Below are 25,825 nucleotides of genomic sequence, written 5' to 3'. Positions count from 1 at the left end.
CTGATTTTCGTCGCTTCCTACGGGTCAGATATGGAGTTCGACCTGACGAAGACGGTGGCACTGTTCGCCGTGTTGATCGCCGTCGGTATCGGTGGCCTGATCGCCGCGCCGATCCCGATGGCGACGACCACGATCATGATGATGGTCCTGCCGTCGACGCTCGTGTTCGGCGGTATCTGTCTGTTCCTGGGCGTCAAACACGGCGAGTACCGCGCGACGCGCTGATCTAGAGGTCCCGACGCCGCCCTTTCGGAATCTGCGAGCGCAGTTCCCCGTGCAGGTAGAGGCCGACGCCGAGTGGTTCGGTCTCCCCGGCGATGTCGTGGGTGGCGATCAGGTAGCCCCAGTCGCCGTCCCACGGAATCTCCTGATCGTGGCCGGCGACGAACGCCGCGGCCTGCTCGCGGGTGAGGTGGATCACGTTCTTCTCCGCTCGGGTACCGAACCGCTGGACCGCGTTCGTCGTCGGTTTCCAGTGGTCGCCCCGGGTCCGCAGGACGCTCATACCCAGTCCCTCGACCCGGACTGGCGAGTCGGTGTCGGCGTGGAACGCCCAGACCTTCCCGCGACCTTTCTCCCAGTAGCTGAACTCCTCCAGGAAGTCCCGGCCGATTCCGAACCGCTCGCTCCACCAGTCGAGAACTTCCGCGCGGGTGGGCTGGTCCTCGTGGATCCGGCCGTCGGGACCGGTCGGGAGGCGGACGAACTCCTGGCCGTCGTGCTCGCTCTCGGTGTCCGTCATCCCGTCACCTCCAGTTTCGCACAGAAGAAGCCGCCCGTGTCGTTGTGGTGTGGGTAGATGCGTTTGGCCTTCCGGACCGACTCGTCGAAGGTCCGGTCCTCGAACTCGGTCACGCCGGGCGCGTGGTCGAGGGGGAGATCGAACGCGACCAGCCGGCAGGGTTCCTCGGCCAGCACGTGGTCGAGGACGGCCTCGTTCTCCTCGGGTGCGAACGTGCAGGTCGAGTAGACGACGTGCCCGCCCTCCCGGACCGTCTGGACCGCGCGTCGGAGGATGCCCTTCTGTGAGCCGGCGATGCCTTCGACGTGTTCGAGCGACCACTCCTCGAGCGTGTCGGGGTTCTTCCGGATTGTGCCCTCACAGGAACAGGGCACGTCGACCAGCGCGGCGTCGTAGGGTTTCGACTCCCAGGGTTTCAGGGAGTGGTTGCGCGCGTCCTCGCGGGTGATCGCGACGTTCGTGACGCCCAGCCGTTCGGCGTTGCTCCGCAGTGCGGAGATGCGGCCGAGGTTGTTGTCGGTCGCGACCAGCAGGCCGCGGTCGTCCATCAGCGCCGAGAGCTGGGTAGTCTTGCTCCCCGGGGCGGCACAGGCGTCCCACACCCGGTCACCCGGGTCGGGGTCGAGGACGGTCGCCGGGACGGCCGAGACCTCCTCCTGGCCGTGGAGCCAGCCGTGGTAGTACGGCCAGTTGGCCCCGGGTTGGGTGTCCAGCCTGAACAGGCCGGCGTGCCACGCACAGGGGTCGACCTCGATCCCCTCGGCTTCGAGGGCTCCCCGTGCGGTCTCGGGGTCGGTCTTGATCGTGTTGACCCGAACCACCGACGGCAGTGGGCGCTCGCAGGCCTCGCGGAACGCCTCGAAGTCGTCGATCAGCGGTTCGTAGCGGTCCAGTACCTCCATTGCCCGCCCGTTCGCTCCCGTCGGTAAAAACGTCGGTCATCCGGCTCGGGAGACTCGACCGGCGGGAGAGTCTCCGAACGAGCGAGCGGGGAGTGCGCGGTGGTCGACCGCGACTCGAACGGGCCACGCCCGTGAGAGCCAGCGACCCGCGAGCCGGGGACCACTCGGTCGGCGGGGTCAGTACGCTTCGCTCTGGATGTCTTCGAGGTGGGCCTGCAGGTCGGGGAACTGTCCGACGTCGGCCAGGCCGTACTCGGCCCCGCCGTAGAACGATTCGGGAATCTCGGTCTCGACGAGGACGTCCGCGGCGTCGCCGTCGACGTGGTTGACCTTGTCGAGTGGCACCAATCGAACCGACTCCTCGTCAGCGTGCACGCAGACGACCAGTCGCTCCCGGAACAGGACGGCGTCGAACGCCTGCGGTTCGTACTCCGACGTGGTGAAGAGGGTGATCGAACCCATAGGGGACGCGACGAGTCCGAGACACAAAACCCTCTCGCGGCCCGGGGTCCTCTCGCTGGCCCGGACGCTCATCCGGCCGACGGTTTCCAGGCCACACAGAGGCTCCCGCCGACGACGCCGAGCAGGAGGCCCACGAGGAAGCCGCCGAGCGCGCCGAACACCGACAGCAGCGAGAGGACGATGGCGACGGCACCGAGTTCGGTCGTGAACGAGGGCTGGAGGTGGGCGGCGACGCCGACGAGAACGAGCGCGCCGCCGATCCCGAGGCCGACCGACGGGGCGCTGTCGGCGCCGAAGACGGCGAGGACGTCCCCGAACAGGACGGGCACGGCGGCCACGACGACCCCGGCGAGGACGACCACGAACGGGCCGGCGATGGGGCCACGGCTCGAACTCATACCGGTAGGTCCACGTTCGCACGGAAAACCCTAGGCCCGCAGTCAGGCGTACTCGGCGAGCGGTTCCTCGATGCCCAGCAGGTCGGCGCTGCGCTTCCAGAGGTCGCGCTGAGCGGTCTCGTCGCGGGCGTCGGGCGCTGGCCGCCGCTTGCGACAGCGCGCGTAGTACGTCCCGGTGTCCCCCGCGACCTCCTCGGACGCGGCGAGGTAGGTCATGGTCGCCGCCCCGTCCTCGGGTGAGTCGGTCAGCGGCACGTCGTCGAGCAGGTCGGTGACCTGCTGGACAGGGCCCGGGAGCGCACGCGAGAACTCGCTGCCCGGGATGATGCCGGGGTGGAACGAGTTCGACGTCACGTCGCTGCCGGCGTTGTCCAGTCGCCGGGCGAGTTCGTTCGCGAAGTGGATGTTCGCGAGTTTCGACCGGCAGTAGCCCGCCCACTCCGAGAACGGACTCGGCTCGATCAGGGCGTCGAGGTTCAGCGAGGAGACGCGGTGGCCGATCGAGGCCGTCGTGACGACGCGAGCGTCGGGCGCGAGCGTGTCGAGCAACTCCGTCGTGAGCAGGAACGGCGAGAGGTGGTTGATGTGGAAGTTCCGGTCCACGCCGAGTTCGGTGGTCTCGCCGTCCTCGAACAGCCCCCCGGCGTTGTTACAGAGCACGTCGAGTTCGTCGACCGACGACTCGACTTCCGCGGCCATCTCCCCCACGGTGTCGACGTCGGTGTAGTCGGCGGAGACGAACTGAGCGTCCGAGCCGACCCCCGCCAACTCCTGCACGGCGCTCTCGCCGGCCGCCCGGTCGCGTCCGTGGACGATCACGTCGGCGCCGAGTCGTCCCATCGCCATGGCGGCCTGCCGACCGAGCCCGTTCGTCGACCCGGTCACCAGCACCGTCTGCCCGGACATGTCCACGTCCTGTACCCCAGCTTTCACTTCTGGATCCCGCTCCCCGAGTATCATCGTCCAACACTACCACACAAACGCACATAATATTCGCGGAATTGTCCGTGGATAGAACTCGTCCCCGGGGGTCTGCGGTCGTCGGCCGGCGGTCCGGCCCCGACCGCCACACGGCGACGGCCCACGGGCTTTTATTCGCTCCCGGTCGATGGGTCGCTATGGCACACGTCGAAGTCCACGACGACCGTCCGCTGGAGTCCCCCGTGCTGATCGAGGGGTTGCCAGGCGTCGGCCTCGTCGGCAAGATCGCGACCGACCACCTCGTCGATACGTTCGACATGAGTTACTACGCCTCCTGTCGGTGTGAGGGGCTGCCCGACGTGGCCGTCTACCACGAGGGCGACCCCACCGTCGAACCACCGGTCCGGATCTACGCGGATCACGAGCGGGACCTGCTCGCCCTCCAGAGCGACGTGCCCGTCTCCCCCAGCGAGGCCACTGAGTTCGCGGCCTGTCTCTCGGGCTGGATCGACGAACAGGACGCCCTGCCGCTGTATCTTAGCGGTCTCCCCGCCGAGAAGGACGGCCCGCCGAACCTCCACGGGATCGCAACCGGTGAGGCCGGCGACCTGCTAGAGGAGTACGACATCCCCGCCCCGCCACAGAGCGGGCTCATCAGCGGCCCCACCGGTAACCTGCTCTCGCGGGCCGAGCAGGACGACGTCGACGGGCTCGGGTTCGTCGTCGAGTCCAACGCCCAGTTCCCCGATCCCGAGGCCGCCCGGACGCTCCTGGTCGACGCTATCGCGCCCGTCGCGGGGATCGACGTCGACACCCAGAAGCTGGTCGACCAGGCCGAAGAGATCGCACAGGCCCGCCAGCAACTCGCCCAGCAGATGGGCCAGGCCGGCGACGAGAGTTCCCAGGCCCAGCCCATCGGCTTCCAGTAGCACCTTCCTTGCACCCTCTGCGCTCGCCGAGCGCCTCGCGGCAAAGGACGACGCCAAGAACGTTCGTCGGCGACCGCCGGCTCACGCCGTTCGCGAGCGGGTGCCGTGCCTCGCGGTCCGTCCGCAACCTTCACCCGCTCGCCGTACGCACGGGCTGGTATGACCGATACCGACGCCGTCGAGACGTTCCTCGACGAAGCCGGGACTGTCTACGAGGAGTACGACCAGGGGTACATGAATCCGGACGTGGCGCTGGAGCGCCTGCGCGGCCACGTCGAGGACCTGGAGGACGCAACCAACGAGTAGCGACCGGGAACTACTGACATGCCCGCCCCGGTCGTACCGACGGGCGTGACTGACTCCGACGACGTCGTCCTCGTCGACGCCGCACGCACGCCCCACGGTGAGCTGCTGGGCTCGCTCGCGCCGGTCGAGGCGACCGGGCTGGGACGCACCGCGATCGACGGCCTGCTCGATCACACCGGGATCGACCCCTCGCTTCCGGACTGGGTCTGCCTCGGCAACGCCATCCAGGCCGGCGTCGGCCAGGTTCCCGCACGCCAGGCCGTCGTCGAGTCCGACCTGCCGACGTCGACGCCCGCCACGACGGTGAACGAGGCCTCCGGGTCGGGGCTCCGGGCGATCACGCTCGCCGCCGACCGGATCGACGCCGGTCGGATCGACTTCGCAATCGCCGGTGGGATGGAGTCCATGTCGAACGCGCCCCACCTGGTGCCCGACTACCGGGCGGGGCGTCGCCACGGGAACGGCGACCTCGTCGACGCGATGATCTGCGACGGGCTGTGGGACGTGACCGAGGATGCACACATGGGTGAGCTGACCGAACGGATGGCCGAGCGGGAGGGGATCGGTCGCGAGCAACAGGACGAGTACGCCCTCCGGAGCCACCGACGGGCCGCCGAACGGATCGAAGCTGGGGCTTTCGACGCGGAGACGGTGCCGGTCACGACGTCCGGGGGGCTGGTCGAGCGCGACGAGGGGCCACGGCCGGACTCGACGGCGGAGTCGTTGGCCGACCTGCAGCCGGCGTTTCGTCGAGACGGCACGATCACGCCCGCGAACGCCTCGAAGCTGGCCGACGGCGCGGGGTGTGCCCTCGTGACGACCGCCGAGGCTGCCCACGAACACGGGTTCGGTGTCATGGCGGAACTGGTCGACTACGCCGTCGTCTACCGCGAACCCGCCCGGTTCAACGAAGTGGTCGCGGACGCGCTCCGGGCACTGCTGGACGCGAACGACCTCGGGGTCGACGACGTGGACCACTTCGAGATCAACGAGGCCTTCGCCGCCCAGACGGTGTACGTACGGGACGCGCTCGACGTGCCCGAGGAACGGCTCAACCCCGACGGGGGCGCGGTCGCGTTCGGGCACCCCATCGGGGCCAGCGGTGGGATGCTCGTCACTGCACTGCTGTACGCGATGGAACGCGAGGACGCGACCTACGGCGTCGTCGGGATGTCCGTCGGCGGTGGCGGGGCGATCGTGGCGCTGCTGGAACGGTGAAAACCCGGGGGATTATCGGGATCGGCCCCCGGGAGTAGGGTATGACGGAGTTTTCCCACCGGATCGAGCAGGTGTCGATCTCGGGCATCCGCGAGGTGTTCGAGGCCGCCGGCGAGGACGCGATCAACCTCGGGCTGGGCCAGCCGGATTTCCCCACGCCCGACCACGTCCGCGAGGCCGCCGTCGACGCCATCGAAGCCGGCGAGGCCGACGCCTACACCTCCAACAAGGGGACCCGGGCGCTCAGAGACGCCATCTCGGCGAAGTACGACCGCGACTACGACCTCCACGTCGACCCGGAACACGTGATCGCCACCGCAGGCGGGAGCGAAGCCCTCCACATCGCGCTGGAGGCCCACGTCGACCCCGGCGACGAAGTGATCTACCCCGACCCCGGGTTCGTCTCCTACGAGGCGCTGACCCACATCGCGGGCGGCGACCCGAGGCCCGTCCCCCTGCGCGACGATCTGACGATGGACCCGGCGACCGTCGAGGAGGCGATCACCGACGACACGGCGGTGTTCGTCGTGAACTCCCCCGCGAACCCGACGGGTGCGGTCCAGTCGCCCGAGGACGTGCGGGAGTTCGCCCGCATCGCCGACGAACACGACGTGCTCTGTCTCTCCGACGAGGTGTACGAACACATCGTCTTCGACGGCGAACACCGTTCACCCCTCGAATTCGCCGAGACGGACAACGTCGCCGTCGTCGGTGCGTGTTCGAAGACCTACTCGATGACGGGCTGGCGACTGGGCTGGATCACGTCCAGCGAGCGCCGGATCGAGCGGATGCTTCGGGCCCACCAGTACGGGCAGGCCTGCGCGACCGCCGCGTCCCAACATGCCGCCGAGGCTGCCCTGTCGGGGCCTCAGGAGCCCGTCGAGGAGATGGTCGCGGCCTTCGAGGAGCGCCGGGACGTGCTGCTTGATGGGCTGGCCGACATCGGCCTCGACTGTCCGACGCCCGAGGGTGCATTCTACGCGATGCCCAGAGTGCCCGAGGGGTTCGTCGACGAAGTGATCGACCGCGGCGTCGTGGTCGTCCCCGGCGACGCGTTCGGCGACCACGGTGCAGGCTACGCGCGCATCTCCTACGCTGTCGACGTGGAGACGCTGAAAGAGGCTCTGGAGATCATGGACGAGGCCGCACAGGCGGTCTGAGGCGGCCAGCGCGTCCCTGTCACCCGTCCGCGAACACGTTTTATCCGGGCCGAGACCGATGCAACAGCCATGGCACTGGCTCGCCACGGCAGCGGTTTCGCCGCCGCCCTCGGTGCGTTCGCGTCGCAGATCCACCCGGTGTTTATGCTGCCGCCGCTGGCCTCGTCGCTGTTCGGTGCCCTTCTCACGGGCGTCGAGTCGCTCCCGCTCGCGGGTCTCCACGCCACTGCCGTCTTCGCCGGCGTCTACACGGCCCACGTCAAGGATGGCTACGTGGATTTCTTCGTCCGTGGGGAAGACGACGACCACCCGCTCACGGCCACGGGGTGTCGCCTCGCGCTGGCAGGGTCGACCGTCGTCTTCGCCGTCTGTGTCGCTGGGATCGCGCTCCTCGTCGATCTTGCGGCCGCACTGGTGACCGCGCCCGGGTGGGCCATTGGCTACTTCCACGCGCCCCAGCTGGACACCGATCCCGTGACCGCGACCGCAGGCTATCCGTTCGGCATCGCGCTCGCGTTGCTGGGCGGGTACTACGTCCAGGCGGGCACGCTCGCCCCGGTCGCGGTCGCGTTCGCGGGAACCTTCCTCGTCGTCCTCTCGGGCATCAAGGTGATCGACGACGCGCAGGACCTCGCGTACGACCGATCCATCGGGAAGCGAACGGTCGCAGTCGTCCTGGGCCGCGAACGCGCCCGCCGGGCCGCCTTCGGGCTGATGACGGTCGGACTGATCGCCGTCGTCGCGTTCGCCACGGCCGGGGTCTTCCCGCCGACCGCCGCCGCCGCGCCGGCCGTGTTCGGCGTGGTCGCGCTCACCGCCAGACGGGCCGACGACAGGCTCGCCACGATGCTGTTGATCCGGGGGTCCTATCTGTTCCTGGCTGTCCTGATCGCCGCGACCTGGTTTCGCCCGTGGGCCGCGTGACCTCCTTCCGACTCGCCGGCAGAATCCGCAGCGACGGGGCTCGCACGCCGGGATTTGTTGCGAAGCGGTGCATCAGAAATAATCAAATCTGTTATAAATGCCGGGGCATAGCCGGCGACACCTACACCGGTGCAGGCCCGTTCGTCTACGGCAAGGGATACCGTCACATGTCGACGTTCCAGACCGCCGTCAACAAATCGCTCGAGGTTACCGAAGCGGAACTCGAATCGCTGGTCGTCACCGACGACGCGATGTCGTTGGGCTACCGCGTGCCGTCCACTGACGACCGCGATGCCGTCACGGAGCAGGTCGCGGCGGTCGCGTCCGCGTTCCTCCTGGCCGTCCGCGACGGGGCGGGCCGGCCGGAGCTGACGGTCCACATCTACGAGGGCGACGCGCCAGTTCCGACGGCCTCGTACTGCATCGAGGCCGACTGGGCGCGCGCCTGTATCCTCGGCGACAGCGGGCACAGCGAATACCTCCAGCGTGTGCTGGACACGCTCTCCTCCCGGGAGCAACTCGCCGCCGGGAAAGTCTCCTTCGTCGAAGCCTGACGGGTCGGGGCCCCGAGACCCGGCGTCGGATTGATCCGGCTGTCGACCGCATACGTTCGTATGCCACCAGCCACTACCGACGACGCGTCGGGCCGGTCGCTCCCCGACATCGGTCGCCTCGGTCCGTACACGTACCTCGTGACCGAACTCCTCTGGGGTGCCGTCGCCGTGATGCTCCTCCGGTACGCGAACGCCTTCCGCGCCGCCGGTCGCGTCGTCGCCGTCGTCTACCTGCCCGCCTACCTCTGGGACCGGTACACGCTGGCAGTGGGCGTCTTCGAGATTCCACTCCGGACGGGGATCGAGGTGTTCGACGTCCCGATCGAAGAACACCTGTTCATGCTACTCGTCCCGTCGTTCGTCGTCGGTGTCCACGAATCCATCGAGAAGATCCTTGCCGATAACGGGACTCCGTCATCGGCGAGCGACGCCGACGACTGACCGTCAGTTCGCCGTACTGACGATCTTGACCACGTCGCCCTCCTCGAGTTCGTGGTCGTCGCCGATCTTGCGACCGTCCTTGGCATCGACCGCGTGGAGGTACCCGTCCCCGATGTCGGAGTGGACGGCGTAGGACAGATCCGTCGGTGTCGAGCCTCGCGGGAGCAGGTGGGCGTCGGGCAACACGTTCCCTTTCGCGTCGGTCCACTTGCTCTCGTTCTGGACCGGGTACGCCGTCAGGTGGTCGAGCAGGTCGTACACTGCAGTGTTCAGCGATTGCTGGACGCCCGTGCCGCCCCACTCCTGCATGACCTCACGGATGCGCTCCAGCCCCTGGGCCTGCTGGTCGCTCACGTCCCCGACGATCTCGAAGTCCGGGTCGCCGGGGTCGTAGTCGACGATGCCTGCCTCGGCCCCGTTGCGAAGCGCCAGTTCACCGTCGGCGGTCGCGGGCACGACGAACTCGGCGGCTTCCCGGAGGCGTTCGACGTTGCTCTCGGGCGCGATGTCGGCCTTGTTCGCGACGACGACGATGGGTTTGGTCCGCTGGCGAATCTCGCTCGCCAGCGCCTCGCGGTGCTCGTCGGTCCACTGGATCGGGTCCTCGGGATAGTCGAGTTCCCGGAGGGTGCGGGCCACGTCGAGTTCCGTCGCGCCCACGCCGGTGAGCATCTCTGCCAGCGCCTCGTCGATGTCGAAATCGGGCGAGCGCGACTGGCGCTCGACGGACTCCCAGTTGCGGTCGACGATGCTCGCCAACCAGAGGTCCATCTCCGCCTCGACGAAGTCCACGTCCTCGACGGGGTCGTGCTCGCCCACCTCGACGGGTTCACCCTCCTCGTTGGTCCCGCCGGAGGCGTCCACGACGTTCAGGATGGCGTCGGCGTTCGAGAGTTCGTCGAGGAACTGGTTGCCGAGCCCTCTGCCTTCGTGGGCACCGGGCACGAGGCCGGCCACGTCGAGCAGTTCGACGGGGACGTAGCGTTTGCCGCCCCGGCAGTGTTCGTCGCCACAGCGCTCCTCGCGTTCGAGGCAGGGGCACTCCGTCCGGACGTAGCTGACGCCGCGGTTGGCGTCGATGGTGGTGAACGGGTAGTTGCCCACGTCGACGTCGGCCATGGTGGCGGCCTTGTAGAACGTCGACTTGCCGGCGTTTGGCTTGCCGGCGAGTGCGACCGATAGCATGCCCCCAGCTACCCGGGATGCGTGGAAGGGGCTTTCGGTTCTTGCGGTAGCTGCTCGCAGTCGGGTACTCGCCGCTGACAGAAAGGGTCGACTTACTCCGCGAGACCGGCCTCGTGACCGTTCTCGCGGTAGTCGTCGTCGGTGTCGACGGCTTCGTCCTCGGGCGCAGTCACACGCTCGCCCTCCGAGTCCGCGGCAGTCACACGCTCTGCATCCGCGTCGTCGTCCTCCACGGGCACAGTCACACGCTCAGTGTCTTCGGTCGAGTCGTCGGCCTCGTCGGCCGAATCCTCGTCCGAACCGCCCGCTTCCTCGGCGTCGTCGGCCTCGGTGGCTGTTTCTGATTCCTCGGCCGCCTCGTCGGCCGCCGATTCGTCGGCCTCCGGCGCTCCAGTTCCGGAGTCCGACTGCAACATGGTCATCTCACCGCGCGCACGGATGGATCCCTCGACGGTCGCGTCCTCGTGCAGTTGTACGTCGGTCGCGGAGATGTCGCCCCAGACGGTGACGCCCGGGGCGACGCTGACGGTGCCGTCCCGGGTCGTCACGTCGCCTTTGATCTCCGTGCCCTCGCCGACGTGTACGTCGGACTTGGCGCGGAGACTCCCGAAGACGACGGTGTCCTCGCCGACGGCCAGCCGCTCGGCGCGGATGTTGCCGTGCAGTCGGCAGTCGTCGCCGACGGTGGCCGGCGTCGAGACGCGCCAGGCGTCGTCGCTGACGCTCCCGTTCCGGGGAATCAGGACCGGGTCACTCTCGGCCCCGTCGTCGCTCAGCACTTCGGAGACGACCTCGTCGGCGGCCTCCTCCTCGCCGATCCGGAGGAGATGCGAGAGGTACACGAAAAGGAAGACGATGGTCGGCATCGGGTTGCGGATGACGATCCAGCCGTTGGCCTCGAAGCCGTCCTCGATGTCGACCTCGTCGCCGATGTCGAGGTCGCCCGAGACCATCAACTGACCGCCGACGTGGACGCGCTCGCCGATGTACGCGTTCTCGCCGACGAGGACGTTGCCTTCCACGTCGCTCCACATGTCGAGCCGACAGTCGCCTTTGGCCTCGATGTCGCCGCCGAAGCGGACGCGCTCGCCCGCGATGACGTTGTGTCCGCGGACGCCGAACTCGACGGTACTCTGCCCGCCGACGATCACGTCCCCGTCGGTGACGAGGTCGTGTTCCTCGACGGTGGTCCCGTCCGGGATCTGCAGTTCGTCCAGGAGATCCGAGCGCAGCGGCACACCCGCACAACTGTCGGGACCGATATTAAACTCGGGGGCCACGTCTGACGAACGTCTGACGCCGGGGCCGGGTCCCCGGATCGGGAGGCAAGATCACCCGGCCGTGACACCGCGCAGTTTTTTACCGACGGCGGCGTAGCGCTGCGGCATGACGGCGCTTTCCTTCGACGAACAGGGTGTCGACGTGGTGTACCAGGGCACCGAATTCCGCCTGGAGAAGTCCCTCATCGAGGACGCCATCGGCAAGTCCTATCCCGACGTGACCGACCACGAGGTCCTGAAGATCGTCGCCGAGGACCCGGCGCTGTCGGGCGAGCCGCGACGGATCGCCGAAATTCTGTCCTGAATCGAGTCGGTACAACTAAATTCCACGCCCCGAATGGTTCGACCATGACCGACCTCGTCGAGAAGTTCAAGCATCCGTCGTGGTTCACTATCGGTGGGACGATCGCTGGCTACGCGATCATCCTCGTGGCGATGTTCGTACTGCTGTTCGTGGTGCCGTTCCTCATCTTCTCGGTGCTGTAGCGGCCTCGGGGCGGTTCGTCTCTTCGCGCCGGCGTCCGCTGGATTCCCGTGATACACGCCCAGTCGCGTAACCTCCGGTTCGACGCAACTACCGGGCGGCATGCGCCTTCACGTGCGTCCGGTGACTCCGTACGCAGAAACGGATCCGAATCCGACGACAATCGCTGAAAAGTAACGCCGTGGACGCTGATCCGCCGTTAGGCGAACGTCTTCGAGACGTCTTCGTCCTCGTCGGCCTCTTTCTGGATCTTCTCCCAGGCTTCCTCGAAGTCCTCCATGCGGACCTCCGTCCGGTCGTCGCGGATGGCGAACATCCCGGCCTCGGTACAGATCGCTTTCACGTCGGCCCCGGAGGCCTCGCTGGCCATCTCGGCGAGGGCCGCCCAGTCCACGTCATCGGAGACGTTCATGTCTCGGGTGTGGATCTGGAAGATCTGCTCGCGGCCCTCGGCGTTGGGTTTTGGCACTTCGATGAGGCGGTCGAAACGACCGGGCCGGAGGATGGCGCGGTCGAGCATGTCGAAGCGGTTGGTAGCGGCGATGATGCGGATTTCGCCCCTATCCTCGAAGCCGTCCATCTCCGAGAGCAGTTGCATCATCGTCCGCTGGACCTCGGCGTCGCCGGAGGTCTTGGACTCGGTCCGCTTGGCCGCGATGGCGTCGATCTCGTCGATGAAGACGACGGCGGGCTCTTCCTGACGGGCGAGATCGAACAGGTCGCGGACGAGTTTGGCCCCTTCGCCGATGAACTTGTGGACGAGTTCGGAGCCGGCCATCTTGATGAAGGTGGCGTCGGTCTGGTTGGCGACGGCCTTGGCGAGCATCGTCTTCCCCGTGCCCGGCGGGCCGTGGAGCAGGACGCCGCTCGGCGGGTCGATGCCCACGTCCTCGAACATCTCGGGGTTCTTCAGGGGCATCTCGACGGTTTCGCGGACCTCCTCCATCTGCTCTTCGATGCCGCCGATGTCCTGGTAGGTCACGTCGGGGCTCTGGTCGACCTGCATGACACGGGCGCGGACGTCCGTCTCGTCGTCGAGGGACTTGACGATGGAGAGGGAGTTGTTGACGGCGACCCGGCTGTCGGGTTCGAGGTCTTCGCGCATCTCGTCGGTGACCTCCGTCAGGGCCTCCTGGTTGTTGCCGTGCTGTTTGATGATGACGCCTTCGTCGGTGAGTTCCTGCACCGTCGCGACGAACAGCGGGGACTGCTTGAGCTTCTTGTTCTCGTGGGTGAGGCGTTCGAGTTTCTGCTGGTACTTGTTGTTCTCCGCGTTGGCGTCCAGCAACTTGTCCCGCATCTCCTCGTTCTGGGACTCGAGGACTTCGAGCCGTTCTTGGAGGGCGTTGATCTTCTCCTGCTGAGAAGCGTCCTCGTCGTACGGCAACTCGACGTCGTCCACGGTGTCAGTCATTGACAACGGATAGGGGATGTAGTAATAAGAGACTTCGGGTAGACACAAGCACCGAAGCAAGCCCGAAGCCCCGCGATTCCGGTTTCGGCCGATTACTGGAGAGAATAAATCAGAACAGGAAATATTATTAGCCTGTATGTGAAACTGACGGGTTACATGAGTGCCTCAGAGTCCGCCGGAACGGACGCCGACGCAGGAGGCTGGGACGCGGTGCGGGAACTCCCGCCCAGTGCGAAGCTGGTCGCGAAGACCCTGGAGTACAACGACACGTTGACCCAGAGTCAACTGGCCGAAGAGACGTTGCTGCCGCCCCGGACCGTCCGCTACGGACTGAACCGACTCGAAGAGGTCGGCGTCGTCGAGTCGCGGTTCTCCTTCTCCGACGCGCGCAAGCGCATCTACACCCTCAGCATCGACGAGTCCAAGTGAGCGAGCGGCGGGAAACCGCGACCGTGTTTCTCGCAGTCGACGGGAGCCAGTCGCTCGCGACCCGGTTAGCCCAGCCGTGGCACCACCTGGTCCATGACCCGTTCCGCGTTCGCGCCGATGGTCAGGGCGGGATTGGACAGGCCCGACGAGCCGGGGAGCAAGGCGCCGTCCACCACGAACAGGTCCAGTGTACCGTACACTTCACCGGCGAAACTGCAGGCCGTGCCCATCGCGGCACCGCCCAGCGGGTGCCAGGTGCCGACCGCGCTCGACCAGTTTCGTCTCGACCCCTGCCTCGGCCAGTCGCAGGGTCGCGACCGACCCGCCGACCCCGGAGCCGACGACGACGGCTGTCGTCTCCGAGGTTCGACCGGGCGTGGAACCGAAGGCCTCGAGCAGGTCGGGGTTACCCGCCACCGCTCCAGTGGGGGCACTCCCCCTCAGTAGCGTTCGTCGGCTGAGCTCGTCCATCATCGAGCCCACCCACCGCTGTCGGCGACCGTCCCGGCTCCTCATCGGGACGCCTCCGGCGCGAGTTCCGGAACGGCTCGTCTCACTGTACCGATGCCGAGAGTCCGTGGAACACCCCGATCCTCCTGCGTGATAGCTCCCCTGTTTGATAACTCTACGTTTAAATTCATCCCAAGAAAGATACACTAAAACGAAGCGGTCGGAGTACGTATCCGCGGCGGCCCGTCGCCTCACGCGCTGTCCACGTGTCCTGGGCCGAACGTTCAAGTACGGAGACCCGACCACCAGCGACCGTGCCCGATACTGCCACGGTCAAACAGGCCCTGTCACGTCTCGCTCGTCGACCGGCACGCGACTCGCTCCTCCTGACTGGAGAGGACTACCGCACCGTCGTCAGGGCCGCCGACGACGCCGTCGAGTCCGTCGCGGCCGCCGTCGAGTTCCTGGATGCAGACGGGCTCGACCGCCTCGAGACGGCCATCGGAGCGGCAGACGAGGCGGGCGACCACGCGGCCGCCCGTCGTGGGCGGCGCGCTCGCGACGCCCTGACCGACTTCCGGCGGGCGGTTCGGTCGGACCAGTTTCACTCCGGTCGCGGAACCACTTTAGGGGGTGGTGCCCAAGGGGATGGAAATGACACGGGTGATACATACGGGTGATACTCACCTCGGGTACCGGCAGTACCACCGGCCCGAGCGCCGCGAGGACTTTCTCGACGCCTTCCGACGGGTCGCCGAGGACGCTGTCGAGGACGACGTGGACGCCCTCGTCCACGCCGGCGACCTCTTTCACGATCGCCGGCCGGACCTGCCCGATATCCTGGGGACACTCTCCGTTCTGCGGGACCTGGCGGCCGCCGACGTGCCCTTCCTCGCCATCGTCGGCAACCACGAGACCAAACGCGACGCCCAGTGGCTCGATCTGTTCGAGTCGCTCGGACTGGCGACCCGACTGAGCGACGACCCCGTGACCGTCGGTGACACTGCCTTCTACGGCCTCGACTTCGTCCCGCGGTCTCAGCGCGAGGACCTGGACTACGACTTCGAACCACACGACGCCGCCCACAGCGCCCTCGTGGCCCACGGTCTCTTCGAGCCCTTCGACTACGCCGACTGGGACACCGAGCACCTCCTCGACGAAGCCAGTGTCGACTTCGACGCCGTCCTGCTCGGGGACAACCACAAACCCCAGAAGACAGAGCTCGAAGACACCTGGGTCACCTACTGCGGGTCGACCGAACGGGCGAGTGCCGACGAGCGCGAGGATCGGGGGTACAATATCGTCGAGTTCGCCGACCAGGTGTCGATCAGGCGGCGCGGGCTCCCGACCCGCGAGTTCGTCTTCGTCGAGGTCGAACTCGGTGAGTCCGAGGGCATCGAGCGCGTGCGAGAACGCGTCGGCCAGCACGACCTCGAAGACGCGGTCGTCGTCGTCCACGTCGGGGGTGAGGGCGACCCGGTCGCGCCGGCCAGCATCGAGGAGTACGCCGACGAGGAAGGTGCGCTGGTCGCTCGCGTCACCGACCACCGAGAGGTCACCGACAGCGGCGAGATCGACGTGAACTTCGCGGACCCCGACGACGCCGTCGCCGAGCGCATCCGCGAGATGGGGCTCAGCCGGGCGGCCCGCGACATCGACGAGACCGTCCGGGCGAGCAAGACGGCCGACTCGAACGTGACCGACGAAGTGGAACGACGCGTCCGAGACATCCTCGACGAGGGCGACGACACCGCCTTCCAGTCCGCCGAACCAGAGGCCACGGACGGCGACTCGGCCGCCGACGACGCCGCCGAACCCGTCCAGGCCGAAGAACCGACGAAGACGGACGGCGGCGACACGGGGGGGAAGTCGACGAACGCCGACGCCGACCCCGATGCCGGGGGGAACGACCAGCCCTCGCTGGGTGATTTCGAATGAGATTCGAGCGCGTCAGGCTGGAGAATTTCAAGTGCTACGGGGACGCGGACCTGACCCTCGACAGCGGAGTGACGGTCATCCACGGGCTGAACGGGAGCGGGAAGTCGTCGTTGCTGGAGGCCTGCTTCTTCGCGCTGTACGGGGCTCGTGCCCTGGACGAGACGTTGGACGAAGTCGTGACCATCGGGGCCGAGGACGCCACGGTCGAGTTGTGGTTCTCCCACGGCGGTGGGTCCTACCACGTCGAGCGGCGGGTGCGCGTGACCGACGACCGCGCGACGACGGCCAAGTGCGTGCTGGAGACGCCCGAGGCGACGTACGAGGGTGCTCGTGACGTTCGGGGGCACGTCGGGGAACTGCTCCGGATGGACCACGAGGCGTTCGTCAACTGCGCGTACGTCCGTCAGGGCGAGGTGAACAAGCTCATCAACGCCTCCCCCGCGGACCGACAGGACATGATCGACGACCTGCTCCAGCTGGGCAAACTGGAGGAGTATCGTGAGCGGGCCAGCAAGGCCCGGCTCGGCGTGAAACACGTCCGGGACGGCAAGCGGGAACTGCTCGACGACCTCGCGGCACAGATCGAACGGAAAGCAGCACAGGGCCTCCACGACCGGCTCAACGCGCTCCAGACCGAGCGCAAGGACCTGGAAGCCGAGATCGAGCGCTTCGACGAGAACCGTCAGGAGGCCGTCAAAACTCGGGACGAGGCCGCGGCGGTCCTCGAGGAACACGAGGAGAAACGCGAGCGCCTCCAGTCCCTCGAAACCGAGATCGAGGAGCTGACCGGGACTATCGAGGAGACCGAGCGCGAACGCGAGCGCCTCGGGGACCGGATCGGCGAGCTGAAGGCGGAGATCGAGGAGATCGAGGCCGAACGCGACGATCTGCTCGCCGAGTCGGAACTCGACGAGCCCGACGAAGCGACGGTCAGCGACACCATCGCGGACCTCGAAACTCGGGACGAGCAGTTGCGCGACGACATCGAGGACCACCGCGTCGCGGCCAGCGAGCACACGAGCGAGGCCGAGTCACTCGGAGAGAGCGCTGCGGACCTGGAGACGCGCGCGAAGGAGAAGCGCCAAGAGGCCGAGGAACTGGCGAGCGAACTCGCGGCGACGCGGGAGAAACTCGCCCAGCGGCGCGAGCAGATCGAGCGACTTGAGGCCGACATCGAGGCCAAACGCGAGGTCTTCGAGGACGCCCCGGTCGTGGTCGGCGAGGCCAGCGACCACTGGGACGAACTCGCCGACGAGTTGAACGAGGCTCGCGAGCGACAGAAGGAACTGGAGACGCGACTCGAAGCCGAACAGCGGAGTCTCGACGAGGCCGAGCAACTGCTCGACGCGGGGAAGTGTCCAGAGTGTGGCCAACCTGTCGAGGACTCCCCGCACGTCGAGTCGATCGACGAGCACCGCGAGCGGATCGACGATCTGCAGGACGAACTCGTCTCGGTCCGGCAGCGTCGCGAACGGCTCGAAGACGACGTCGAGGACGCGAGCGACCTAGTCGACCGCGAGAACGAACTCCGGACGCTCCGGAACGATCTGGAGAACGTCGAACAGCTGGTCCAGGAAAAGGAAGACGGGCTCGACGACACCGTCGAGAAGATCGACCGGCTCCGCGAAGAGGCCGAGGAACTGGACGCCGAGGCAGAGGCGAAACGCGAGGCTGCCGAGGAGGCCGAGTCGGCGGCAGCGGAGCGACGCGAGGCCGTCGCCGAGTGCAACGAGGAACGCGCCGAGATCGGCGAGCGTCTCGACCGGTTGGAAGCCATCGAGGAGACCTTCGAGCGGGCGGCCGACCGCGAAGACGAGATCGAACGCCTGCGCGAGCAACGGACCACCAAAACCGAATTGAACGACGAGCGCCGCGACCGGCTGTCGGACAAGCGCGACCAGCGCGACGAACTCGACGCCGAATTCGACGAGTCGGCGGTCGAACAGGCCCGCGAAGAGAAAAAGCGGGCCGTCGAGTACATCGAGAAGGTCGAGCCGAAACTCGAAGAACTCCGCGCGGAGCGTGACGACCTGCTCGACGAGATCGGCGGCGTCAAACAGGAGATCGAGGAACTGGAGGAGCTCCGGGAACGGCACGAGGACCTCGAGGAAACGGTCGAGCGGCTGGAATCGCTGTACAGCGAGACCGAGCAACTGCAGGAGATGTACGGCCAGTTACGCGCCGAGTTGCGCCAGCGCAACGTCGAGAGCCTCGAACGGATGCTCAACGAGACGTTCGATCTGATCTACGGCAACGACTCGTACTCCCGGATCGAACTCGACGGCGAGTACGAGCTCACCGTCTATCAGAAGGACGGTCAGCCCCTCGACCCCGAACAGCTCTCGGGCGGGGAGCGGGCGCTGTTCAACCTCAGTCTCCGGTGTGCCATCTACCAGCTGCTGGCCGAGGGGATCGAGGGTGCGGCCCCGATGCCGCCCCTGATCCTGGACGAACCTACGGTGTTCCTCGACTCGGGTCACGTCTCGCGACTCGTCGATCTCATCAGACACATGCACGACCTCGGTGTCGAGCAGATTCTCGTCGTCAGCCACGACGAGGAACTGTTCGGGGCGGCCGACGACCTGGTGATGGTGTCGAAAGACGCCACGACGAACCGGTCGACTGTGGCGCGGAAAGACCCCGACGAGGCGACGCGGGAGGCCGTCGCCGACGCCGCGACGGACTAATCTTCGTCTCCGTCCCCGGCCTCGGTTGCTCTGTCCCCGAGATGGGCCAGTCCCGCGCTCGCCGTGTCGGTGAGTTCGTAGCCACGCTCGCCGCCGACGCTCGCCTCGGCGACCAGGCCGGCGGCGCGGAACTCCCCGAGCAGGCCGTGGAGGTCGCTCTCACAGAGGTCGTAGCCGGCCATGAGGTCGCGGACGGCGACCGCGCCCCGCCGGTCGAGTTCGAAGAGCAGCCCCAGCGCCCGGTCGTCGCGGACGGCGGTCAGGATCGTCCGCGTCGCGGCCGGAACGGTGCGGGCGGCGGTCTCCAAGGGTGACTCGTCGACGAACTCCAGTTCGTCGTTGGGGACGTACCGCTCCTCGCCGGTCTCGGGGTCGCGGACGCGACTCGAATCGCCGGACTGTTTGACCAGCAACAGCCGCGTGCCGGAGCCGTCGCGGACGGTTCGCATCGGCCGACGGTAGTACTCGGAGACTGGTAACCGTTCTGGACCCAGTTCAGTCGTCGTCGCCGCCGAACGTCGCCCGGGCACGCTGGTAACGGACGTAGCCGTAGAAAAAGAAGGCGACGCCGAGAAAGAATACGGCCCCGCCGTCGACGACGTCGCCGCGGAAGACGACGAGCATCGGGCCCAGCGCGAGCGCGAACAGCGCGACGTTGAAGATGGCGACGAGTTTCCAGAACGACCGGACCAATCCCTCGGGCGCGTCGTTCTCGGACGGGTCTGGCGGTTCGGGGATGTCGACCGTCGGCGCCTCGGGAGACAGATCCGACTCCGGATCGGGCTCGAGGTTCCCGGGACTCCCCGGGTCGTCGGGTTCAGCCGGCCAGCGCTCCTCGTCCTCGCTCACTACTCCATCCGTCGGATAGCCGCCGAGAAAAGGGTTCCGTGACTGACTTACACTGCGTCCTCGAGCGTCGTCGCCGTACTCGACTGGACCCACGCGAGCGGGTTCTGGGCGTCGTAGAGGACGACACCGTCGTCGGTCTCGTAGGCCTCGATTGTCTCGACTTCGGGGCCGTCCGGTCCCGTTTCGGCACTGTCCAACTCCGACCGACTTCCGTTTGCGCGGTCCGTCATGTCGCTTCAGCCTGTGGTATGACGTGTCATGGCATATACCTTGTGTTCCAGTCCCGCTTCGAAACGCGGGGACCGTCGGGATTTTAATCGGGGGTCACGAACGGGTGGACAGTATGGACGAGACCGGGGACGGAACACAGACAGGTCTCTCGGCGTTCGAGGACGGGACGGGGAGCGATGCGGACGCGGGCGGCGGCGACGAGCGCGACGCGGCCGCCGAGGCGGCGGCCGTCGCGGGCAACGGCGGCGACGCCTTCGAGATCGTCGATCTCGACGACATCCGCTATCCCGACGCCGACGAGTACGTGACCTTCGCGGTGACACAGATCGACTACACCGTCGAGGGCCGGGGCGACGACGAGTTCCCCGTGGTCCACCTGTTCGGCCGCACGCCCGAGGCCGAGGAACTGGTCCACGTCGAGGTCTACGAGTTCAGACCCTACTTCTACGCGCCGACCGACTCGCTCACCGACGCGGACCGCCAGCGTGACCGCATCACTGGCTGGGAAGAAGAAGACGAGGACGGCGAGCCCTACGAATCCATCCGCGGCGAGCGCCTGACGAAGATCTTCGGTCAGACGCCCCGCGACGTGGGGCAGATGCGCGACGAGTACGACCACTACGAGGCGGACATCCTCTTTCCCAACCGCCTGCTCATCGACAAGGACATCACCAGCGGCGTACGGGTGCCCGTCCGCCGCGAGGCCGAGGACGAACCGATCCGGGTGCCACACGAGGAGATCGAAGCCGTCGACGCCAGCGCCGAGCCCCGCGTCAACACCTTCGACATCGAGGTCGACGACCGACAGGGATTTCCCGAGGACGGCGAAGAGACCATCGTCTGTCTCACCTCCCACGACTCCTACGACGACGAGTACATCACCTGGCTGTTCGACGCCGACGAGGGCATCGACCCGCCCGAGGCCCTGGCCGCCTACGACCCCATCGAGGACGACTTCGACGCCGACGTGCGCGTCTTCGAGGACGAGGAGGCGATGCTGGAATCTTTTATTTCCTACGTCGAAAAAACGGATCCGGATCTTTTGAGCGGGTGGAATTTCGACGATTTCGACGCACCGTACTTCCTCGATCGTCTCGAAGAACTCCAGGGTCCACACCACGACTACGACCTCTCGATCGAACGCCTCTCCCGCGTGAACGAGGTCTGGCGCAACAACTGGCAGGGCCCCAGCATCAAAGGCCGGGTCGTCTTCGACCTGCTCTATGCCTACCAGCGCACGAAGTTCACCGAACTCGACTCCTACCGGCTCGATGCCGTCGGCGAGCAGGAACTGGGCGTCGGCAAGGAGCGCTACCCCGGCGACATCGGCGACCTCTGGGAGGACGACCCCGAGCGCCTGCTGGAGTACAACCTCCGGGACGTGGAACTCTGCGTGGAGCTGAACGAGCAACAGGAGATCATCCCCTTCTGGCAGGAGGTCGCCTCCTTCGTCGGCTGCAAGCTCGAAGACGCCACCACGCCGGGCGACGCCGTCGACATGTACGTCCTCCACAAACTCCACGGCAACTTCGCGCTCCCCTCGAAGGGCCAACACGACGCCGAGGACTACGAGGGCGGTGCGGTGTTCGACCCCATCACCGGCGTCCGGGAGATGGTGACGGTGCTGGACCTGAAGAGCCTCTACCCGATGTGCATGGTCACGATCAACGCAAGCCCCGAGACCAAGGTCGACCCCGATGCCTACGACGGTGACACCTTCCGGGCCCCGAACGGCCAGCACTTCCGGAAGGAACCCGACGGCGTCATCCGGGAGATGGTCGACGAACTGCTGACCGAGCGCGAGGAGAAGAAATCACTGCGGAACGACCACGACCCCGACTCCAGCGAGTACGAACAGTTCGACCGGCAGCAGGCCGCCGTGAAGGTGATCATGAACAGCCTCTACGGCGTTCTGGGATGGGACCGGTTCCGCCTGTACGACAAGGAGATGGGCGCTGCGGTCACCGCGACCGGGCGAGACGTGATCGACTACACCGACGAGGTGGCGGGCCGAATGGACAAGGAAGTCGTCTACGGTGACACCGACAGCGTGATGATCGAACTCGGTGGCGACGTCTCCAGAGAGGAAGCCATCGAGCAGTCCTTCGAACTGGAAGAACAGATCAACGACGCCTACGACGAGTTCGCCGAAGACGAACTGCACGTCGACCTCGACGCCGGCGAGGAACATCGCTTCCAGATCGAATTCGAGAAGCTCTACCGCCGCTTTTTCCAGGCGGGCAAGAAGAAACGCTACGCCGGCCACATCGTCTGGAAGGAGGGCAAAGACGTCGACGACATCGACATCACGGGCTTCGAGTACCAGCGCAGCGACATCGCGCCGATCACCAAGGAGGTCCAGAAGGACGTGATCGACCGCATCGTCAAAGGGGCCGACGTGGAGGACATCAAAGACTACGTCCACGAGGTCATCCAGGAGTTCGAGAACGAGGAGGCCAGTTTAGACGACATCGCTATCCCCGGCGGCATCGGGAAGAAACTGGACAACTACGACACGGACACGGCCCAGGTCCGTGGGGCGAAGTACGCGAACCTCCTGCTGGGGACGAACTTCTCCTCGGGGTCGAAACCGAAACGGCTCTACCTCGACAGGGTTCACTCGGACTTCTGGGACAAGGTCGAGGCCGAACACGGACTGGACCCCTCGACGGATCCGCTGTACGGCGAGTTCCGGCGCGATCCGGACGTGATCTGTTTCGAGTACGAGGATCAGGTCCCCGAGGAGTTCGAGGTCGACTGGGAGAAGATGCTCGACAAGACGCTCAAAGGGCCGATCGAGCGGATTCTGGAGGCGCTCGATATCTCCTGGGACGAGGTCAAAAGCGGGCAGGAACAGACCGGCCTCGGGAACTTCATGTAGCGTCGGCGACCGAATCGACCTCGACCCCGGTGTCGGCGGCGTCGGCGACGCCGGTGAACTCGAACCGCGCACCTTCGGTTTCAGCCTCGGTGACCGTCGTCTCCCAGCCGTGGGCGTCGGCGATGGTCCGGACGATGTTGAGTCCGAACCCCGTCCCGGACTCGCTGGTCGTGAACCCCTTCTCGAAGACTGCGTCGCGTTTGGCTTCGGGGATGCCGGGGCCGTCGTCGGCGACGAAGAAGCCCTCGTCGAACTCGCCGACGGTGACCGTCACACCCGGGCCGCCGTGTTCGACCGCGTTGCGAAAGAGGTTCTCGAACAGCTGGGTGAGCTGTGAGTCGTCGGCCGAGACGGTTCGGTCCGTCCCGATCTCGACGGTCGCCGACCGCGTGTCGACGTTCTCCCAGGCGGACCGACAGACCCGGTCGAGCGACACTGGCTCGCGGCTCAGGACGGTCTGACCCTGCCGGGCCAGCGCCAGTGCGTCCGAGATGAGATCGTCCATCCGCTCGTGGGCCTCGGCGATCTTCTCCATGTGGACGCTATCGTGCTCGTCACGGGCGAGTTCGAGCCGGCCGTCCGCGACCGAGAGGGGGTTGCGGAGGTCGTGTGAGAGGATGCTGGCGAACTCCTCGAGCCGTTCGTTCTGTTCCTCGAGCCGCTCTTTCTGATCGCGGAGCTGTCGCTGGGCCTCGATCTGTGCGGTCACGTCCTGGAAGAGGACGACCGACCCGGTGTCCGGTGCCGTCCCGTCGTCGCCGTGTCCCAGCGCCGACGTTTCGACGTTGTAGTATCGCTCCTCGCCGTCTTCCTGCCGGCTGATGGTGTCGAACCCGCTGTCGCCCTCGAAGGCAGCGGCGACCTCCGGGAAGGTCGATTCGAGGACGCCACGGTCGTAGCCCAGGAGTCGTTCGGGGTCGATGCCGAGCAACTCCGCGGCGCGATCGTTGACGTCGACGACGACGTCCCCGCGGTCCAACACGAGGTAGCCGGTGTCCATCTCCTCGACGACCGAGGACCGGGCGACCGGGATGAGACGGAGGATCCGGTAGCGAAAGATCATCAAGACGCCGACGGGGAGGGCGGCAGCGAAGCCGATACTCGTGTAGTTGAACGCGGTCAGACCGGTGAGGTAGGCCACGTTGAGCAGCCACGGGATGGTGAGCGCGCCGACGATGGACCACACCTGTCCCCGGTAGTGTCGGTTGGTCGTCTCGTAAGTGAGGAACATGAACGCGGCACCGGCGACGAAACAGTAGGCGAGACCGTGATGGAGGTAGAACATGGGGCCCCAGGTCACGTCGGCGACGACCACGCCGTTGCGGGTGACGGTCGTCGCCGACTGAATCGTCCACGAGCGAAAGTTGGCGACTTCGAGGCCGGTCGAGACCAACAGCGGAGCCGTGACGAGCCCGAGCTGGCTGGGGCGGAGCCAGGCGCTTCGCTCCGTGTAGTCGGCGGCGAAGACGAACAGCGAGACCACGACGACGGTCCCCATGAGATAGTACCCGGGGTACAGGGCGAGTTTCGCGTCGAGGCCGGTGACCGCGAGTCGCGCCGCGTCGGCGAGACACCACAGCGACACCGCGACGATCAACACGAGCGGCGGGATCGGCGACAGCCGGGGGTTCTCGAAGTTCCGGACGATCACCAGAATCGTCGGAACGGCGACGAGAAGCGGGAAGACGAGGACCAACAGGAGCCAGCTGAACTGCAACATTCCCAGCAGAACTATTCAACTACGGGTCATGAATGTTGTGGACATTTCACGTGACCGCCGGTGAAAACAGGCCGCGGCCGTCGGCACGGTGGTCGCCGTCACCCGCACGTCAGGCCACTACCACGCCCCGGCGAGCGGCCGCCGACGTCCCAGCTGGGGCCGTCCGCTTTCCAGAATACGAAATCAAATTTTCCCTTGACGAAATCCTAACTGGGTGAATGCGAAAGCATTATGAACGTCTCGCACAGAGTTTGTAACGACTTAGGTGTCCCTAAACAATGGCAACACTCGAAATATCCAACCTACACGCTGAAGTTGCCGAGGAGGGCGGCGAGCAGATCCTGCGCGGGGTCGATCTCGAAGTCGAATCCGGCGAGATCCACGCGCTGATGGGTCCCAACGGGAGCGGGAAGTCGACGACCGCCAAGATCATCGCCGGCCACCCGGCGTACGAAGTGACCGACGGCGAGATTCTGTTGCACATCGAGGACGACGAGTTCGACGACCTCGACGAGGAGATCACCGAGGATCTCCGCACGTGGAATCTTCTGGACCTGGAGCCCAACGAGCGCGCGGCGCTCGGTATCTTCCTGGGCTTCCAGTACCCCGCGGAGATCGAGGGCGTCACGATGGTCAACTTCCTGCGGACGGCCCTGAACGCCAAACTCGAAGAGCGCGAAGAACTGTTCGAAGACGACGAGGAAGCCGACGAAGCCGACGCCGACGACACCAACGAGGACGCGGCGGGCTACGACACGTCCCCGATGGAGGGCGATCCCGAAGAGGGCGACATCGGCGTCGCGGAGTTCCAGGAGATCCTCCAGGAGAAGATGGAGCAACTGGACATGGACGAGAGTTTCGCCCAGCGCTACCTCAACGCCGGCTTCTCCGGCGGGGAAAAAAAACAGAACGAGGTGCTTCAGGCCGCGATCCTGGAGCCCTCGATCGCCGTGCTGGACGAGATCGACTCCGGGCTGGACATCGACCGCCTGCAGGACGTCTCGAACGGCATCAACGCCCTGCGGGACGAACAGGGTGCAGGCATCCTGCAGATCACCCACTACCAGCGCATCCTCGACTACGTCGAACCCGATCACGTCCACGTGATGCTCGACGGGCAGATCGCCAAGTCCGGCGACGCCTCGCTCGCCGAGGAACTCGAGGACAAGGGGTACGACTGGGTGCGCGAGGAGTTCTTCGAGACCGCGTAACCGTCCAGGGCTAGCACAGGCTAATATAGCTAGAGAAATAAACCAACATCAACAATGAGTTCAGATCAAGACCACCTCAAGGAGACCGACACGGAAGCCCGATTCGAGT

30 protein-coding genes are annotated in these 25,825 nt (G+C 66.4%); 16 read left to right on the top strand and 14 right to left on the bottom strand.

The features are described from left to right. Window positions 1-30 precede the first annotated feature (30 nt). Window positions 31-225 carry a DUF7333 family protein gene (locus EAF64_RS20460; protein WP_129070841.1) on the top strand — a complete coding sequence of 65 codons (195 nt, stop codon included), beginning with the start codon at window positions 31-33 and terminating at the stop codon, window positions 223-225. Between the two features lies 1 nt (window position 226). On the opposite strand, the gene EAF64_RS20455 is transcribed toward EAF64_RS20460, so the two are convergent. The 5 genes from EAF64_RS20455 to EAF64_RS20435 form a co-directional block, all read right to left on the bottom strand. Continuing rightward, complete coding sequence (locus EAF64_RS20455; protein ID WP_129070834.1) at window positions 227-742, bottom strand: DUF7122 family protein; 516 nt, start codon at window positions 740-742, stop codon at window positions 227-229. Further along, window positions 739-1,644, bottom strand: a complete 906-nt coding sequence (locus tag EAF64_RS20450; RefSeq protein ID WP_129070833.1) for an RsmB/NOP family class I SAM-dependent RNA methyltransferase — start codon at window positions 1,642-1,644, stop codon at window positions 739-741. Before EAF64_RS20450 ends, EAF64_RS20455 begins: the two co-directional genes overlap by 4 nt. A 177-nt stretch (window positions 1,645-1,821) precedes the next feature. Continuing rightward, window positions 1,822-2,106 (bottom strand): hypothetical protein, encoded by a 285-nt coding sequence (locus EAF64_RS20445; protein WP_129070832.1) that lies wholly within the window; start codon window positions 2,104-2,106, stop codon window positions 1,822-1,824. Window positions 2,107-2,174: 68 nt separating this feature from the next. Beyond that, window positions 2,175-2,504 (bottom strand): DUF6114 domain-containing protein, encoded by a 330-nt coding sequence (locus tag EAF64_RS20440; RefSeq protein WP_129070831.1) that lies wholly within the window; start codon window positions 2,502-2,504, stop codon window positions 2,175-2,177. Window positions 2,505-2,546: 42 nt separating this feature from the next. Beyond that, window positions 2,547-3,464 carry an SDR family NAD(P)-dependent oxidoreductase gene (locus EAF64_RS20435; protein WP_129070830.1) on the bottom strand — a complete coding sequence of 306 codons (918 nt, stop codon included), beginning with the start codon at window positions 3,462-3,464 and terminating at the stop codon, window positions 2,547-2,549. 158 nt (window positions 3,465-3,622) lie between these two features. Here EAF64_RS20435 and EAF64_RS20430 point away from each other — a divergent pair, with 158 nt between their 5' ends. From EAF64_RS20430 to EAF64_RS20405, 7 genes are all read left to right on the top strand, one after another. Then, on the top strand, window positions 3,623-4,354 hold the full coding sequence (locus tag EAF64_RS20430) for a proteasome assembly chaperone family protein (RefSeq protein WP_129070829.1): 732 nt from the start codon (window positions 3,623-3,625) through the stop codon (window positions 4,352-4,354). 159 nt (window positions 4,355-4,513) lie between these two features. Next, a complete protein-coding gene (locus EAF64_RS21250; RefSeq protein ID WP_193767786.1) occupies window positions 4,514-4,660 on the top strand; it encodes a hypothetical protein in 147 nt (48 codons plus the stop codon). A gap of 45 nt (window positions 4,661-4,705) precedes the next feature. Beyond that, the gene (locus EAF64_RS20425) at window positions 4,706-5,878 is read left to right on the top strand and encodes a thiolase family protein (protein ID WP_227739073.1); all 1,173 of its coding nucleotides are present in this window, start codon (window positions 4,706-4,708) and stop codon (window positions 5,876-5,878) included. Window positions 5,879-5,919: 41 nt separating this feature from the next. After that, window positions 5,920-7,038: a pyridoxal phosphate-dependent aminotransferase gene (locus EAF64_RS20420; RefSeq protein WP_129070827.1), complete on the top strand. Its 1,119-nt coding sequence runs from the start codon at window positions 5,920-5,922 to the stop codon at window positions 7,036-7,038. Window positions 7,039-7,107: 69 nt separating this feature from the next. Next, window positions 7,108-7,962, top strand: coding sequence for a UbiA family prenyltransferase (locus EAF64_RS20415; RefSeq protein ID WP_129070826.1), 855 nt, complete (start codon window positions 7,108-7,110; stop codon window positions 7,960-7,962). 167 nt (window positions 7,963-8,129) lie between these two features. Next, complete coding sequence (locus EAF64_RS20410) at window positions 8,130-8,516, top strand: hypothetical protein (protein WP_129070825.1); 387 nt, start codon at window positions 8,130-8,132, stop codon at window positions 8,514-8,516. A gap of 60 nt (window positions 8,517-8,576) precedes the next feature. Then, a complete protein-coding gene (locus tag EAF64_RS20405) occupies window positions 8,577-8,957 on the top strand; it encodes a lycopene cyclase domain-containing protein (protein ID WP_129070824.1) in 381 nt (126 codons plus the stop codon). Window positions 8,958-8,960: 3 nt separating this feature from the next. Here EAF64_RS20405 and EAF64_RS20400 read toward each other — a convergent pair whose 3' ends face one another. Both EAF64_RS20400 and EAF64_RS20395 read right to left on the bottom strand, forming a co-directional pair. Beyond that, window positions 8,961-10,142, bottom strand: coding sequence for a redox-regulated ATPase YchF (locus EAF64_RS20400; RefSeq protein ID WP_129070823.1), 1,182 nt, complete (start codon window positions 10,140-10,142; stop codon window positions 8,961-8,963). A 92-nt stretch (window positions 10,143-10,234) separates the two neighbouring features. Continuing rightward, window positions 10,235-11,380 (bottom strand): polymer-forming cytoskeletal protein, encoded by a 1,146-nt coding sequence (locus EAF64_RS20395; protein WP_129070822.1) that lies wholly within the window; start codon window positions 11,378-11,380, stop codon window positions 10,235-10,237. Window positions 11,381-11,528: 148 nt separating this feature from the next. Between EAF64_RS20395 and EAF64_RS20390 the strand changes: the two genes are divergently transcribed. Both EAF64_RS20390 and EAF64_RS21245 read left to right on the top strand, forming a co-directional pair. Then, the gene (locus tag EAF64_RS20390; protein WP_129070821.1) at window positions 11,529-11,726 is read left to right on the top strand and encodes a DUF5800 family protein; all 198 of its coding nucleotides are present in this window, start codon (window positions 11,529-11,531) and stop codon (window positions 11,724-11,726) included. Between the two features lie 44 nt (window positions 11,727-11,770). Then, on the top strand, window positions 11,771-11,908 hold the full coding sequence (locus tag EAF64_RS21245; RefSeq protein ID WP_193767785.1) for a hypothetical protein: 138 nt from the start codon (window positions 11,771-11,773) through the stop codon (window positions 11,906-11,908). Between the two features lie 197 nt (window positions 11,909-12,105). Here the strand turns inward: EAF64_RS21245 and pan1 are convergent, their stop codons facing one another. Then, window positions 12,106-13,320 (bottom strand): proteasome-activating nucleotidase Pan1, encoded by a 1,215-nt coding sequence (gene pan1, locus EAF64_RS20385; RefSeq protein WP_129070820.1) that lies wholly within the window; start codon window positions 13,318-13,320, stop codon window positions 12,106-12,108. Window positions 13,321-13,476: 156 nt separating this feature from the next. Here pan1 and EAF64_RS20380 point away from each other — a divergent pair, with 156 nt between their 5' ends. After that, window positions 13,477-13,749 (top strand): MarR family transcriptional regulator, encoded by a 273-nt coding sequence (locus EAF64_RS20380; protein ID WP_129070819.1) that lies wholly within the window; start codon window positions 13,477-13,479, stop codon window positions 13,747-13,749. Between the two features lie 65 nt (window positions 13,750-13,814). On the opposite strand, the gene EAF64_RS20375 is transcribed toward EAF64_RS20380, so the two are convergent. Both EAF64_RS20375 and EAF64_RS20370 read right to left on the bottom strand, forming a co-directional pair. Continuing rightward, the gene (locus EAF64_RS20375) at window positions 13,815-13,979 is read right to left on the bottom strand and encodes a hypothetical protein (protein ID WP_129070818.1); all 165 of its coding nucleotides are present in this window, start codon (window positions 13,977-13,979) and stop codon (window positions 13,815-13,817) included. After that, window positions 13,951-14,265 (bottom strand): NAD(P)-binding protein, encoded by a 315-nt coding sequence (locus tag EAF64_RS20370; RefSeq protein WP_129070817.1) that lies wholly within the window; start codon window positions 14,263-14,265, stop codon window positions 13,951-13,953. Before EAF64_RS20370 ends, EAF64_RS20375 begins: the two co-directional genes overlap by 29 nt. A 248-nt stretch (window positions 14,266-14,513) precedes the next feature. Here EAF64_RS20370 and EAF64_RS20670 point away from each other — a divergent pair, with 248 nt between their 5' ends. From EAF64_RS20670 to rad50, 3 genes are read left to right on the top strand one after another with little or no spacing between them, the layout of a single operon-like run. Beyond that, the gene (locus tag EAF64_RS20670) at window positions 14,514-14,879 is read left to right on the top strand and encodes a hypothetical protein (protein WP_153188285.1); all 366 of its coding nucleotides are present in this window, start codon (window positions 14,514-14,516) and stop codon (window positions 14,877-14,879) included. Next, window positions 14,854-16,137: a DNA double-strand break repair protein Mre11 gene (gene mre11 / locus EAF64_RS20360; protein WP_129070815.1), complete on the top strand. Its 1,284-nt coding sequence runs from the start codon at window positions 14,854-14,856 to the stop codon at window positions 16,135-16,137. Before EAF64_RS20670 ends, mre11 begins: the two co-directional genes overlap by 26 nt. Further along, on the top strand, window positions 16,134-18,824 hold the full coding sequence (gene rad50, locus EAF64_RS20355; RefSeq protein WP_129070814.1) for a DNA double-strand break repair ATPase Rad50: 2,691 nt from the start codon (window positions 16,134-16,136) through the stop codon (window positions 18,822-18,824). The genes mre11 and rad50 overlap by 4 nt, the downstream gene beginning before the upstream one ends. Here rad50 and EAF64_RS20350 read toward each other — a convergent pair. The 3 genes from EAF64_RS20350 to EAF64_RS20340 are packed head-to-tail and all read right to left on the bottom strand — an operon-like array spanning window position 18,821 to window position 19,903. Then, window positions 18,821-19,273, bottom strand: coding sequence for a DUF7346 family protein (locus EAF64_RS20350; protein WP_129070813.1), 453 nt, complete (start codon window positions 19,271-19,273; stop codon window positions 18,821-18,823). The two genes, rad50 and EAF64_RS20350, sit on opposite strands and share 4 nt — an antisense overlap. A 46-nt stretch (window positions 19,274-19,319) precedes the next feature. After that, complete coding sequence (locus tag EAF64_RS21240) at window positions 19,320-19,673, bottom strand: DUF7322 domain-containing protein (protein WP_193767784.1); 354 nt, start codon at window positions 19,671-19,673, stop codon at window positions 19,320-19,322. Window positions 19,674-19,720: 47 nt separating this feature from the next. Continuing rightward, entirely contained in the window at window positions 19,721-19,903 is a 183-nt protein-coding gene (locus EAF64_RS20340) for a DUF7331 family protein (RefSeq protein ID WP_129070812.1), read from the bottom strand. Window positions 19,904-20,016: 113 nt separating this feature from the next. On the opposite strand from EAF64_RS20340, the gene EAF64_RS20335 reads away from it, so the two are divergent. Beyond that, window positions 20,017-22,785: a DNA-directed DNA polymerase gene (locus EAF64_RS20335; protein WP_129070811.1), complete on the top strand. Its 2,769-nt coding sequence runs from the start codon at window positions 20,017-20,019 to the stop codon at window positions 22,783-22,785. Here the strand turns inward: EAF64_RS20335 and EAF64_RS20330 are convergent. Further along, complete coding sequence (locus EAF64_RS20330; RefSeq protein WP_129070810.1) at window positions 22,778-24,505, bottom strand: sensor histidine kinase; 1,728 nt, start codon at window positions 24,503-24,505, stop codon at window positions 22,778-22,780. The genes EAF64_RS20335 and EAF64_RS20330 overlap by 8 nt on opposite strands. Window positions 24,506-24,783: 278 nt before the next feature. Here EAF64_RS20330 and EAF64_RS20325 point away from each other — a divergent pair, with 278 nt between their 5' ends. Continuing rightward, window positions 24,784-25,716, top strand: a complete 933-nt coding sequence (locus tag EAF64_RS20325; protein WP_129070809.1) for an ABC transporter ATP-binding protein — start codon at window positions 24,784-24,786, stop codon at window positions 25,714-25,716. The last annotated feature ends 109 nt before the right edge of the window (window positions 25,717-25,825 follow it).

The sequence above is a fragment of the Halorientalis pallida genome (assembly GCF_004118325.1).
Classification (GTDB): domain Archaea; phylum Halobacteriota; class Halobacteria; order Halobacteriales; family Haloarculaceae; genus Halorientalis; species Halorientalis pallida.
This window is presented reverse-complemented; position numbering and strand designations above follow the sequence as displayed.